This is a genomic window from Nocardia sp. N2S4-5 (assembly GCF_044628355.1).
GTDB classification, from domain to species: domain Bacteria; phylum Actinomycetota; class Actinomycetes; order Mycobacteriales; family Mycobacteriaceae; genus Nocardia; species Nocardia wallacei_B.
Genome location: NZ_JBIUPM010000001.1, coordinates 5,370,934 through 5,383,571, shown reverse-complemented (window position 1 = coordinate 5,383,571; position 12,638 = coordinate 5,370,934). Strand labels below are relative to the sequence as shown.

Annotated in this window: 13 protein-coding genes, 1 tRNA gene and 1 riboswitch; of the genes, 5 read left to right on the top strand and 9 right to left on the bottom strand. The window is 68.8% G+C overall.

The window, feature by feature from the left end; all coding sequences use genetic code 11:
• Window positions 1-28 precede the first annotated feature (28 nt).
• Window positions 29-844, top strand: coding sequence for an exodeoxyribonuclease III (locus ACFMRZ_RS24635; protein ID WP_280369478.1), 816 nt, complete (start codon window positions 29-31; stop codon window positions 842-844).
• A 13-nt stretch (window positions 845-857) separates the two neighbouring features.
• On the opposite strand, the gene ACFMRZ_RS24630 is transcribed toward ACFMRZ_RS24635, so the two are convergent.
• Window positions 858-1,496: a hypothetical protein gene (locus ACFMRZ_RS24630; RefSeq protein WP_400180927.1), complete on the bottom strand. Its 639-nt coding sequence runs from the start codon at window positions 1,494-1,496 to the stop codon at window positions 858-860.
• A 69-nt stretch (window positions 1,497-1,565) separates the two neighbouring features.
• Complete coding sequence (locus tag ACFMRZ_RS24625) at window positions 1,566-3,392, bottom strand: acyl-CoA dehydrogenase (protein WP_400180926.1); 1,827 nt, start codon at window positions 3,390-3,392, stop codon at window positions 1,566-1,568.
• A gap of 230 nt (window positions 3,393-3,622) precedes the next feature.
• Between ACFMRZ_RS24625 and ACFMRZ_RS24620 the strand changes: the two genes are divergently transcribed.
• Both ACFMRZ_RS24620 and thiC read left to right on the top strand, forming a co-directional pair.
• The gene (locus ACFMRZ_RS24620; protein WP_280271527.1) at window positions 3,623-4,249 is read left to right on the top strand and encodes a TetR/AcrR family transcriptional regulator; all 627 of its coding nucleotides are present in this window, start codon (window positions 3,623-3,625) and stop codon (window positions 4,247-4,249) included.
• Between the two features lie 67 nt (window positions 4,250-4,316).
• Window positions 4,317-4,444: riboswitch (TPP riboswitch) on the top strand.
• On the top strand, window positions 4,438-6,090 hold the full coding sequence (gene thiC, locus ACFMRZ_RS24615) for a phosphomethylpyrimidine synthase ThiC (RefSeq protein WP_280271526.1): 1,653 nt from the start codon (window positions 4,438-4,440) through the stop codon (window positions 6,088-6,090). Its footprint overlaps the riboswitch before it by 7 nt.
• Window positions 6,091-6,194: 104 nt before the next feature.
• Here thiC and ACFMRZ_RS24610 read toward each other — a convergent pair whose 3' ends face one another.
• Window positions 6,195-6,593 carry a VOC family protein gene (locus ACFMRZ_RS24610; RefSeq protein ID WP_280369472.1) on the bottom strand — a complete coding sequence of 133 codons (399 nt, stop codon included), beginning with the start codon at window positions 6,591-6,593 and terminating at the stop codon, window positions 6,195-6,197.
• 78 nt (window positions 6,594-6,671) lie between these two features.
• Window positions 6,672-7,313, bottom strand: coding sequence for a TetR/AcrR family transcriptional regulator (locus ACFMRZ_RS24605; protein WP_400180925.1), 642 nt, complete (start codon window positions 7,311-7,313; stop codon window positions 6,672-6,674).
• An 83-nt stretch (window positions 7,314-7,396) separates the two neighbouring features.
• On the opposite strand from ACFMRZ_RS24605, the gene thiD reads away from it, so the two are divergent.
• Together thiD and ACFMRZ_RS24595 are read left to right on the top strand one after the other, a co-directional pair.
• Complete coding sequence (gene thiD / locus ACFMRZ_RS24600; RefSeq protein ID WP_400180924.1) at window positions 7,397-8,242, top strand: bifunctional hydroxymethylpyrimidine kinase/phosphomethylpyrimidine kinase; 846 nt, start codon at window positions 7,397-7,399, stop codon at window positions 8,240-8,242.
• 74 nt (window positions 8,243-8,316) lie between these two features.
• Complete coding sequence (locus tag ACFMRZ_RS24595; protein ID WP_280271522.1) at window positions 8,317-9,555, top strand: bifunctional glycosyltransferase family 2/GtrA family protein; 1,239 nt, start codon at window positions 8,317-8,319, stop codon at window positions 9,553-9,555.
• Between the two features lie 40 nt (window positions 9,556-9,595).
• On the opposite strand, the gene ACFMRZ_RS24590 is transcribed toward ACFMRZ_RS24595, so the two are convergent.
• The 5 genes from ACFMRZ_RS24590 to ACFMRZ_RS24570 all read right to left on the bottom strand — a co-directional run bounded on the left by ACFMRZ_RS24590 (window position 9,596) and on the right by ACFMRZ_RS24570 (window position 12,637).
• Window positions 9,596-9,733: a hypothetical protein gene (locus tag ACFMRZ_RS24590; RefSeq protein WP_280271521.1), complete on the bottom strand. Its 138-nt coding sequence runs from the start codon at window positions 9,731-9,733 to the stop codon at window positions 9,596-9,598.
• Between the two features lie 129 nt (window positions 9,734-9,862).
• Window positions 9,863-9,935, bottom strand: a tRNA-Glu gene (locus ACFMRZ_RS24585).
• A gap of 81 nt (window positions 9,936-10,016) precedes the next feature.
• Window positions 10,017-10,646 carry a TetR/AcrR family transcriptional regulator gene (locus tag ACFMRZ_RS24580; protein ID WP_187685628.1) on the bottom strand — a complete coding sequence of 210 codons (630 nt, stop codon included), beginning with the start codon at window positions 10,644-10,646 and terminating at the stop codon, window positions 10,017-10,019.
• A 7-nt stretch (window positions 10,647-10,653) separates the two neighbouring features.
• Complete coding sequence (locus ACFMRZ_RS24575; RefSeq protein WP_400180923.1) at window positions 10,654-11,433, bottom strand: enoyl-CoA hydratase family protein; 780 nt, start codon at window positions 11,431-11,433, stop codon at window positions 10,654-10,656.
• Window positions 11,434-11,476: 43 nt separating this feature from the next.
• Entirely contained in the window at window positions 11,477-12,637 is a 1,161-nt protein-coding gene (locus ACFMRZ_RS24570; RefSeq protein ID WP_400180922.1) for an acyl-CoA dehydrogenase family protein, read from the bottom strand.
• Window position 12,638 lies beyond the last annotated feature (1 nt).

The following is a 12,638-nucleotide window of genomic DNA, read 5'->3' as shown; positions in this document are numbered from 1 at the left end:
GCCGCACCCAGGCAAGGAGAATGTGGCGGTGCGATTGGCTACCTGGAACGTGAATTCGATTCGTTCCCGCCTGGATCGGGTGGTGGGCTGGCTCGACGATGCCGATATCGACGTGCTGGCCATCCAGGAGACCAAGTGCCGCGACGACCAGTTCCCGGCGGAACGGTTCGAGGAGGCCGGGTACGAGGTCGCGCACGTCGGGTTCAGCCAGTGGAACGGGGTGGCCATCGCCTCCCGAATCGGCCTCGAGGAGGTGGAGATCGCCTTCCCCGGCCAGCCCGGATTCGACAAGGACGCCGAGACGTCGCTGCTCGCCGCGCCGGTGGTGGAGGCCCGCGCCCTCGGCGCCACCTGCGGCGGCGTGCGGGTGTGGAGCCTCTATGTGCCGAACGGGCGCGCCCTGGCCGACCCGCACTACACCTACAAGCTGGAATGGCTTGCCGCCCTGCGCGATACCGGAGCCCGCTGGCTGGCCGAGGACCCCGAGGCGCAGATCGCGCTGGTCGGCGACTGGAACATCGCGCCGACCGACGCCGACGTGTGGTCCCCCGAGTTCTTCGCGGGCAGAACCCATGTGTCGCAACCGGAACGGGACGCCTTCAACGCCATCGCCGAGGCCGGTTTCACCGATGTGATGCGGCCGTTCGCGCCCGGCCCCGGCGTCTACACGTACTGGGATTACACGCAGTTGCGCTTCCCCCGCAAGGAGGGCATGCGCATCGATTTCATCCTCGCCTCCCCCGCGCTGGCGGCGCGCACCACGGACGCGACGGTCGACCGCGAGCAGCGGAAGGGCAAGGCGCCCAGCGATCATGCACCGGTGGTCGCCGAGTTCGCCGACTGATTGCCGGGCGCGGTCAGGCCGGGCGGGTCTTGATGGCGTCCTGCGAGATGAACACGTCGTAGCTGCCCGCGGCGGCCACCACCGCGTTGCCGTACACCGAGCGCACGAACGGCTTGGTGTACCAGGTGTTCTGCTGCATCTGCTCGTAGAAGTCGCGGTCGTTGCCGTTGAGGAAGATGTGATTCTGCCTGGGGGCATCGCCGTCGAAGCGCTCACCGAACAGGCGAGCCACCTGATACCCCGAGTGGAAACCGAGCGTGTTCACCCAGTGTTCGAGTTCGACGATATTGGCCTGCAGGACCCACAGATCGCCCTCGACCCGATGCTTCTCGTGCCGGTCGGAGTGATTGCCGTCGCCGTACAGAGTGAGTTCGATATCGAGGGTGTGCGGCTGTCCGTCGACCGGTGTCGCGACCACGTGCGCGGCCTTCACCTCGCCGGTCAGCCCGAGATAGGTCTGCAGCAGGGTGGTCACCCAGAGGATGACCACCGCCACCAGCACCAGCACCAGCGCCCCGGCGCCGCGACCGGCCAGCGCCCGCCATCCGACCCTGCGTGCCCTGACCACCGCGCTGATCACGAGCACCACGGCGACGACGAAGAGCACCACCAGCAGGGCCTGGATCCAGCCGAAGCTCACCGGAAAGACCATGCGGTAGTTGTACCCGCAACCCCGGGCGCGCCGTAACCGCCGAATGTGTCACGAATCGGGAACGGAGGTTCAGAACGCGGCCTCGTCCAACTGCATGATGTCGTTGTCGAGGTTCTCCACCACCGCGCGCACGCCGCTCAGCAGGGGCAGCTTGTTCTTCGCGAACCACGAAGCGACGCCGATCTTTCCGGCGTAGAAGCTGCGATCGCGCTCCGACGGCCCGGCGTCCAGCGCGGCCTGCGCCACGGCGGCCTGCGCGAGCAGCCGCCAGCCGATCACCAGATCGCCGGTGGCGTAGAGGAATCGCACCGAGCCGAGGCCGACCTTGTAGATCTCCTCCGGATCCTGTTGCGACGCCATCAGATACCCGGTGAGCGCGGCCGCCATCGCCTGCACGTCCGCCAGCGCCGCGCCGAGCAGCTTGCGCTCGCGCTCGAGCCGGGCGTCGCCGGAGTCGGCGAACTGCTGGATCAGCCCGGCCACGTGGGCGAGCGCCGTCCCTTTGTCGCGAATGATCTTGCGGAAGAAGAAGTCCTGCGCCTGGATCGCGGTGGTGCCCTCGTACAGCGAGTCGATCTTGACATCGCGGATGTACTGCTCGATCGGGTAGTCCTGCAGGTACCCGGATCCGCCGAGGGTCTGCAGCGATTCGGTGAGCGTCTCGTAGGCCCGCTCCGATCCACAGCCCTTGACGATCGGCAGCAGCAGGTCGTTGACCCGTGCCGCGAGTTCCGGGTCCGCGCCGAAGTTCACCTGTGCCACATCGTCGTTCTGGTAGGCGGCGGTGTACAGGTAGAGCGCGCGCAGGCCCTCGGCGTACGCCTTCTGCGTCGCGAGGCTGCGGCGCACGTCGGGGTGGTGGGTGATGGTGACGCGCGGCGCGGTCTTGTCCGTCATCTTGGTGAGATCGGCGCCCTGCACGCGAGTCTTGGCGTACTCCAGCGCGTTCAGGTATCCGGTGGACAGCGTCCCCGCCGACAGCACGCCCACCATCATGCGCGCGTTCTCGATCACCTTGAACATCTGGGCGATACCGTTGTGCACCTCGCCGACCAGGTAGCCGACGGCCGGTGTCGCGCCGCCGTAGGTCAGTTCGCAGGTGGGCGAGGACTTGATGCCCATCTTGTGCTCGAGGTTGGTGACGTACACGCCGTTACGCTCGCCGAGCGCCATCGTCTCCCGGTCGAAGAGGAATTTCGGCACCGCGAACAGCGACAGGCCCTTGGTGCCGGGACCCGCGCCCACCGGCCGCGCCAGGGTGAGATGAATGATGTTGTCGGCGGTGTCGCCCAGGTCGCCGCCGGAGATGAAGCGCTTCACGCCCTCGATGTGCCAGGTGCCGTCGGGCTGCTCGGTCGCCTTGGTGCGGCCCATGCCGACGTCGGACCCGGCGTCCGGCTCGGTGAGCACCATCGTTCCGCCCCAACGGTTTTCCCACGCGTGCTGGGCCCAGCGCTGCTGCTCCGCGGTGCCCTCGTGAAAGAGCACGGTGTGCATGAGCGGGCCCATATTGAAGAAGCTCGCCGAATTGTTGGCGGCGACAAGCATTTCCTGCGTCGCCCAGACCAGGGCCGACGGCGCGGTGACGCCGCCCATCTCCGCCGGCATGCCCAGCGCCGACCAGCCGGCCTCGTTGACCGCGGCGACGGTCTTGCGCAGGGCGTCCGGCACGATCACCGCGTGCTCGGCGGCGTCGAACTGCAGCGGGTTGCGGTCGGCATCGACGAACGACTCGGCGACCGGCCCCTCCGCCAGCCGCAGTACCTCGGTGAGCATCCCCCGCGCGGTCTCCGCGTCCAGATCGCCGTAGGCGCCGTCGTCCAGCAGCGCCCCGATTCCCAGCACTTCGAACAAGTTGAACTCGATATCCCGAAGGTTCGCCTTGTAGTGCGACACGGACCGGCCTCCTCGACTGGGTCGAATAGCAGCGTGTGCCGGCTCTCCGCACACGCCGGTTGATGTTGTCCCTGGAGGTTGCCGTACGGCTGTCCGGTTACGCAACCGTAGGCTGCGGACGACGTAACCACATCTAAGTGTCGATTTGCCAGAGATATGCCGGAGATCTGCCGAATTCCGGCGGAAGCGATCCGGCAGGCTGCGACATTCCCGCTGATATCTTGGTCCGCATGGGTTCCGATTCGGCAGTGCGGCCGCGGCAGCGTGCGCAACATCTCGGGCCCGAACGGCGCCGGCCGCAAGTGCTCGACGCCGCCTTGCGGATCGCCGTCGAGGACGGCATCGCGGCCATCACCATCGCCGCCGTCGCCGAACGCATGAGCGTCACCCGCCCGGTGGTCTACGCCTGCTACGCCGACCGGGTCGAACTCATCGACGCGCTGCTCCAGCGCGAGGAGTCGTATCTGATCAGCGGCATCATCGCGGCGCTGCCGCGGCGGCGGGTGGCGGCCGACGAAGAGGTGTTCGTGGAGGGCTTCCGTGCCCTGCTCGAAACGGTGGCCGCCCGGCCGGACACCTGGAAGTTGTTGTACGGCAACCCGGATCCCGCCGTCGCGAGTTCGTTCGGACGCGGCCGCCTGCTGGCCGTGCAGCGCTGCACCCGTCGCCTGCGCCCGACCCTGCACGCCTGGGGCACCGCCGACGCCGAACGCAAGCTCCCGGTCCTGGTGGAGCTGTGGGTCTCGGCCGGCGAGGGCGCGGTCCGCACCCTGCTGACCGGCGACGGCCCGTGGACCCCGCAGGATCTGGGCGCGTTCGTCGGCGCCGCGGTGTACCGGGCCCTGCGCGACGCCTGACCGCGAGCGATCCGCACGGTCCGGCCGCGCGAAGCGGCGGTGGCATGTACCCTCGGCCGAGACAACTGCACATGCCTACGGGGGCTCGCACCAGCGGGCTGAGAGGACGGCTAGCCCTTTTCGGGCGACTCAGGGCCGTCGACCGTTCGAACCTGACCGGGTAATGCCGGCGTAGGGAGGATTGTTCAATGCCATCGAAGCATGCCGTGACGACCGTCGACACCGTCACCACCGGCCCGATTCAGGGCAGCGTCAAGCACTACCAGGAGGTCGACGCGGACGGCGCCGCGCTGCGCATCCCGGTCCGCCGGATCAACCTGACCAACGGCGAGCACTTCGACGTCTACGACACCTCGGGCCCATACACCGACGACGCCGCCACCATCGACGTCGAGGCCGGGCTGCCGAAGGTGCGCGACGGCTGGTCCAAGCCGGACGTGGCCGGGCCGCCCACCCAGCTGGCCTGGGCGCGGCAGGGCATCGTCACCACCGAGATGCGGTATATCGCCGCGCGCGAAGGGGTTTCGCCGGAACTCGTGCGCGACGAGGTGGCCGCGGGCCGCGCGGTGATCCCGGCCAACCACAACCATCCCGAGTCGGAGCCGATGATCATCGGCAAGAAGTTCGCGGTGAAGATCAACGCGAACATCGGCAACTCGGCGGTCTCCTCGTCCATCGCGGAGGAGGTGGAGAAGATGGTGTGGGCCACCCGCTGGGGCGCCGACACCATCATGGACCTGTCCACCGGCAAGAACATCCACGAGACCCGCGAGTGGATCCTGCGCAACTCGCCGGTGCCGGTCGGCACCGTGCCGATCTACCAGGCGCTGGAGAAGGTGAACGGCGATCCGACCCAGCTGACCTGGGAGATCTACCGCGACACCGTGATCGAGCAGGCCGAGCAGGGCGTGGACTACATGACCGTGCACGCCGGGGTGCTGCTGCGCTACGTGCCGCTGACCGCCAAGCGCGTCACCGGCATCGTCTCCCGCGGCGGGTCCATCATGGCCGCGTGGTGCCTGGCGCATCACCAGGAATCGTTCCTGTACACGAATTTCGCGGAGCTGTGCGAGATCCTGGCCCGCTACGACATCACCTTCTCCCTCGGTGACGGCCTGCGTCCGGGCTCGATCGCCGACGCCAACGACGCGGCGCAGTTCGCGGAGCTGCGCACCCTCGGCGAGCTGACCAAGATCGCGAAATCCCATGGCGTGCAGGTGATGATCGAGGGCCCGGGCCACGTGCCGATGCACAAGATCGCGGAAAACGTGCGGCTGGAGGAGGAGCTGTGCGAGGAGGCGCCGTTCTACACCCTCGGCCCGCTCGCCACCGATATCGCCCCGGCCTACGACCACATCACCTCGGCGATCGGCGCCGCCATCATCGCGCAGGCCGGGACGGCCATGCTGTGTTACGTCACGCCGAAGGAACACCTGGGCCTGCCCGACCGTGACGACGTCAAGACCGGCGTGATCACCTACAAGATCGCCGCGCATTCCGCCGATCTCGCCAAGGGCCACCCGCGGGCCCAGGAGCGCGACGACGCACTGTCCAAGGCGCGCTTCGAGTTCCGCTGGCACGACCAGTTCAATCTGTCGCTGGACCCGGACACCGCCCGCGAGTACCACGACGAGACGCTGCCCGCCGAACCGGCCAAGACCGCGCACTTCTGCTCGATGTGCGGGCCGAAGTTCTGCTCGATGCGCATCTCGGCGGATGTGCGCGAATACGCGGAGCGGCACGGGCTGACCGACGTCGAGGCGATCGAGGCGGGCATGTCGGAGAAGTCCGAGGAGTTCGCGCAGGCGGGCAAGTCGGTCTATCTGCCGATCGTGTCGTAACGCCGCTCTCTGTAGGTACTGCTCCGTCGGCCCTGTGGAGGCCGGGGTCCCGCCTGGCCCCGGCTTCCGCTGGGCCGATGGAAAGCCGTGCGCCGGAAGCGAATTCAGGCGCGTGCGGAAATCTGCTGGATGCCCCAGCTGTTGCCGTCGGGATCGTCGAAGAACAGGAATCCGACGTTGTCGAGGGACCCGTCCGGGCTGGGCGCGACCTCTTGGATGTCGCCGGGATCGAAGCCGCGCTCGACGAGTTCGGCACGCGCCCTGGGCAAATCGGCGACGACGAGCTGCAGGCCCTTCAACGCGCCGGGCTCCATCTTGGCGAAGCCGCGTTCCCCGAGGACGATCGAGCAGCCCGAGCCCGGCGGCGTGAGCTGCACGATGCGCGAGCCGTCGCCGATCGGGGTGTCGTGATCGACGACGAAGCCGAGCCGGTCGCGGTAGAACTCCTTGGCGCGGTCGATGTCCGAGACCGGCACGATGACCACCTCGAGTGTCCAGTTCACTGGCGTTCCCTTCGTTCGCGCGCCACCCGTACCCCTGTCGACGGTGTACCGGGGCGAAACTCGTCGCCGGGACGTAGGTTATCCGCGCGGCCGCCAGCGATCGGCGAATTCGCCGGGTTCCGGTGGCGGACCGGGCAATTCGCCCGTGGCGGCCAGTCCGTCGATCAGCATCGCCAGCACGCGGCGGCGCAGCTGCGCGGTGCGCTGCGGATCGGGCAGCGAGATCGCCGCGCACGCCTCCAGGACGAGCCCGAAATCCGAGGTGGTCACGCCCGCGCGCAGACGGCCGGAGGACCGGGCGCGGCGCAGGATCTCGTCGTTCAGGGTCCCGGCGCGCCGCACCTCGGGCAGGATCGACTCGTCCGGGGTGAAGGTGCCGGCCAGCCGGACGGTCAGCGAGTGCACGTCCGCGTCCACCACGCGGCGCAGGAAATCGACCAGCACCGCCCAGTCGTCGCTCAGCTCCAGGGCCGCGGCCGCCTCCTCGTTGTACCGGCGCAGACCGTCGTAGCAGAGCGTGCGCAGCAGCGCCTCCTTGCTCGGATAGCGGCGGTAGAGCGCGCTGATCCCGACACCCGCGCGCTCGGCGACGGCCGCGATCGGGGCCCCGGCATCGGCGAGGAACACGGTGCGAGCGGCGTCGAGGATGATGCCGTCGTTGCGGGCCGCCTGCGCCTTGCGGCCGGGCAGCGGTTTACGGGAGTCGGCTGTCTTCGGCATGGGTTCAGGATAACACTGAAACGGAATGATCCGTTCTGCATGCTAAGGCCGATCGCGAAATCGCGGAACCGTAGGGTTATGTCGTGAGATTGCTGCCACTGACTCCTGAGGGCCGGACCCCTGTCCGGGCACTCACCATCGCCGGGACCGATTCCGGCGGCGGCGCCGGTATCCAGGCCGATGCCCGCACCATGGCCCTGCTGGGCGTGCACGCCTGCGTCGCGGTGGCGGCGGTGACGGTGCAGAACTCGCTGGGCGTCAGCGGTTTTCACGAGATCCCGCCGCAGACCGTCGCCGACCAGGTGCGCGTCGTGGTCGGCGATATCGGCATCGGCGCGGCCAAGACCGGGATGCTGGCCTCCACGGCGATCATCGAGGCGGTGGCGGCGGTGTGCCGCGAGCTGGGCATCGGACGCGACGGCTCGATTCCGCTGGTGGTGGATCCCGTGGCGGCGTCCATGCACGGCGACCCGCTGCTGCACGCCTCGGCCCTGGACGCGCTGCGGCACATGCTGATTCCGCTCGCCACGGTGGTCACCCCGAATCTGGACGAGGTGCGGCTGCTCACCGGCATCGAGGTCACCGACGACCGCACCGCGCGCAAGGCCGCCGAGGCGCTGCACGCGCTGGGCCCGCGCTGGGCGCTCGTGAAGGGCGGGCACCTGCGTTCCTCCGACTTCAGCACCGACCTTTTGTTCGACGGCGAGCGTTTCCACGAACTGTCCGCCCCCCGCATCGACACCGGCGACGACCACGGCGGCGGCGACACCCTCGCGGCGGCCACCGCGTGCGCGCTGGCCCACGGCTACGAGGTGCCGGAGGCGATCGCCTTCGCCAAGGAGTGGACCACGCGCTGTCTGAAAGCGGCCTACCCGTTAGGCGCGGGCCACGGCCCGGTGTCGCCGCTGTGGCGGCTGAGTGAGCACTGACCTGTAGGACGCTCCCAGGAACCTCCCAGGCCGGGCGCAGCCGTGCCGCAGGCTGGTGGCCGATCTTCGATGTCATGACCGACACAGCGACGGCCGCGCCGGCGGCGGAACCGGCCGGTGCTCTGGTGACACCGGTACTGGACGTGGTGATTCCCGTCTACAACGAAGAACGCGACCTCGGCGTGTGCGTGCGGCGACTGCACGCCTTCCTGAGCGCCGGATTACCGTTCTCGGCGCGAATCACCATCGCCGACAACGCATCCACCGACAGCACGCTGCAGGTCGCGCACCTGCTGGCGGACGAACTCGAGCATGTGCGCGTGGTCCATCTGGACCGCAAGGGCCGCGGCCGCGCACTGCGCGCGGTGTGGGAGGTCTCCGACGCCCAGGTCGTCGCCTATATGGATGTGGACCTGTCGACGGATCTCAATGCGCTGCTGCCGCTGATCGCCCCGCTGGTGTCCGGGCATTCGGATCTGGCCATCGGCACCCGGCTGGCGAAGTCGTCGCGGGTGGTGCGCGGGCCCAAGCGCGAGTTCATCTCTCGCTCCTACAACTTGATTCTGCGAGCCTCGCTGCAGACCCGATTCTCCGACGCCCAATGCGGTTTCAAGGCGATGCGCACCGATGTCGCGCGCCGGGTGCTGCCGCTGGTGCAGGACGGCGAGTGGTTCTTCGACACCGAACTGCTGGTGATCGCCGAGCGCGCCGGGCTGCGCATCCATGAGGTGCCGGTCGACTGGATCGACGACCCGGACAGCCGCGTCGACATCGTCGACACCGCCCGCAAGGACCTGCTGGGCGTGTGGCGGGTGGGCCGGGGTCTGGCCACCGGCGCCCTGCCGATCAACGAGCTGCGGGCGGCGATCGGCCGCGAACCGCTGGTGGACGGCGTCCCGCTGGGGATGGTGGGGCAGCTGGTGCGGTTCGGCATCATCGGCGTGGCCTCCACGCTGGCCTACATGCTGCTGTATGTGATCCTGCAGCCGTTCGCGGGCCCGCAGGCGGCGAACTTCCTGGCGCTGCTGCTCACCGCGATCGCCAACACCGCCGCCAACCGTGCCTTCACCTTCGGCGTGCGCGGTTCGAATTCGGTTGTGTCACACCATATTCAGGGTCTTCTGATCTTCGCGTTCGCCTGGCTGCTGACCGGCGGCTCCCTGTTCGCGCTGCACAGATGGGCGCCCGGCGCGCCGGTCCATGTCGAACTGTTCGTCCTCGTGGTGGCCAATGCCGTGGCCACGCTGTCGCGATTCGTCGCGCTGCGCTGGGTCTTCCGGAACGCGGTGACCGAATCGAACACGGCGCGGTGACGGCTGTGCCCGCCGCAAGGGCGGGCACGGTCACCGGCGGTTACCTCCGCTTGCCGTTCTCGGTCGCGGCTTCGATTCCGGAACGGTCGGCCGACTTGGTCTTCTTGTCCGCTCGTTTCTCCTTGAGGGACTTCCCGGACTTCTTGGACATGGTCTGACGCGGAGATTTGTCGGACATGCGGGTCCTTTGTTCGGCAAGACCTGAGCGGTCCTGGTACCTCGACGGTACGGCAAGCAGACGAATTCCAAGGACACACCGAATATTTCGAGAAAAAGGGCCGTGCGCTACGACACACGGCCCACGATGTAGCCCCGACGGGATTTGAACCCGCGCTACCGCCTTGAGAGGGCGGCGTCCTAGGCCGCTAGACGACGGGGCCAGGACTCGCCTCCGATCGAGGAGGCCCGGCAAGCTTAACGGGTGCGGGCCCGCGGACCAAATCGCCGGACGGATCGGTCACTCAGCGCGGCGTGGTGAGCGCCGTGTGCAGAGTGGCCGACCACTGCTGGACGATCTCCTTCCGACGGGCCGAGTCGTCGGTGAGCACGTCGGCCAGGCCGAGGCCGCGCGCCAGGTCCAGCGTGGCCTGCACCAGATGGTGGGCGACGGGGTCGGAGTCGTCGACGCCCAGCGCCTCGACCGCCATGCGATGCGAGACCCGGCCGAACCGCGCCTCCAGCGGCACGATCCGCTCGCGCAGGGCGGGATCGGCGGCGGCATGCGTCCAGACCTGCAGGGCGGCCTTGAACAGCGGGCTGGTGTAGGACTCCACCAATCCGCTCACCACCGCCTCGGTCCGCCCGGCGCCCTCGGCGATCTCGGCCACGGCCAGGGCCTCGGCCTTCGCCTGTGCCATGCGGGTGTCGAACATGTACTCGAGCGCGGCGGTGATCAGCTCCTCCCGGGTCGGGAAGTGGTGCTGCGCCGCGCCGCGCGACACCCCCGCCCGCTCGGCCACCACGGCCACGGTGGCCGCCGCCCAGCCTGTCTCGGCCAGGCAGTCGATGGTCGCCTCGAGCAGCCGCTGCCGGGTGGCCCGGCTGCGGTCCTGCTTGGGTTCGTGGGGCTTCGATTCGTGGTGCGCAGTCATGATCCGCTCATTCTGCCCAGGCGGGCGGGCGGCGCTGGAAGAAGGCCGTCATGCCCTCCACCACCTCGGGTGTGCCGAAGTAGCTCGCGGACCGCTTCGCCAGTTCCTCGGCGCCACGGTCGAATTCGGCCAGCAGCGCGGCATTGACCAGCCGCTTGCTCTCGGCCAGGCCCTGCGGCGAGCCCAGACGGAGTTCGCCGCGCAGCCGCTCCACCGCGGCGGCGGGATCGTCGGCGGCGAGGGTGATCAGGCCGATCCGCTCCGCCTCGGCCGCGTCGAACTTCTCACCGGTCTGGAAGTAGCGCGCGGCCGCGCGGGGGCTCATGCGCGGCAGCAGGGTGAGTGAGATCATGAACGGCGCCAGCCCGATTCGCGCCTCGGTGAGCGCGAAGCTGCTGTCCCGCCCCGCCACCGCGATATCGCAGGCCGCCAGCAGGCCCATACCGCCCGCGCGCACATTGCCGTTCACCTGTGCCAGTACGGGTTTCGGCAAGACGAGGATCGTGCGCAGCACGTCGATCATCCACCGGGTGCGGATGTCCGCGGCCGCCGCGGGATCGGCGTCGAGGGCCTCCTTCAGATCCGCACCGGCGCAGAAGGTGTTGCCGGTATGAGTGAGGACGACCCCGCGCACCCGCTCGTCGTCCCCGGCCCGTGCCAGCGCGACCAGCAACTCCCGCACCAGCCGCGCGGACAGCGCGTTGCGATTGTGCGGGGAATCGAGGGTGACGACGGCGAATCGGTCCGCCACCTCGTATCGCACGACGGCGTCCGCCGTATCGCTCATCGTCGTCCCCTTCCTCGATCGTCCGTCTCCGTGCCGCCGTACATCAGTAGGACTTCGGCAGGCCCAGGGAATGCTGGGCGACGAAGTTCAGCACCATCTCCCGGCTCACCGGCGCCACCCGGCCGATCCGGGCAGCGGCCAGCATGCCCGCCAGGCCCACGTCGCGGGTCAGGCCCGAACCGCCATGCGTCTGGATCGACTGGTCGAGGGCCTTGATGCTGGCCTCGGCCGCGGCGTACTTCGCCATGTTCGCCGCCTCCGCGGCGCCGAAGTCGTCGCCCGAGTCGTAGAGCACGGCCGCCTTCTGCATCATCAGCCTCGCCAGCTCCAGTTCGATCTTCACCTGGGCCAGCGGATGCGAAATGCCTTGGTGCGCACCGATCGGCGTCTTCCATACCTGGCGCTCGCGGGCGTACTCCACGGCCCGGTCGATGGCGTAGCGGCCCATGCCGACGGCCATCGCGGCGCCCATGATCCGCTCCGGATTGAGGCCCGCGAACAGTTGCGCCAGCGCCGCGTCCTCCTGACCGACCAGCGCCTCCGCGGGCAGCCGCACGTCGTCGAGGAACAGCGTGAACTGGCTGTCGGGCTCGATGATGTCCATCTCCTGCCGGGTCTTCTCGAAACCCGGGGCGTCGGTGGGCACGATGAACAGCGCCGGCTTCAGCTTGCCGGTCTTGGCATCCTCGGTGCGCGACACGATCAGCACCGCCTCGGCCTGATCCACGCCCGAGATGAAGATCTTGCGGCCGTTGAGGATCCAGTCGCCGCCGTCGCGGCGGGCGGTGGTGGTGATGTGGTGGGAGTTCGAGCCCGCGTCGGGTTCGGTGATGCCGAACACCATCTTCGCCGAACCGTCGGCCAGCCGCGGCAGCCAGTGCCGCTTCTGCTCGTCGGTGCCGTACTTGGTGACGATGGTGCCGCAGATGGCCGGGGATACCACCATCAGCAGCAGCCCGGCGCCCTGCGCGGCGAGTTCCTCCATCACCAGCGCCAGCTCGTAGATGCCCGCGCCGCCACCGCCGTACTCCTCCGGGAGGTTCACCCCGAGGAAGCCGAGTTGCCCTGCCTCGTCCCACAATTCACTCAGCGGCTGGTTGGCGCGGGCCTTGTCCGAGACGTAGTCGCGGAAGTTGTACTTGGCGGCGAGCTGCGATACCGCGGCCCGCAGCTGCTTCTGCTCGTCGGTTTCGATGAAACTCATG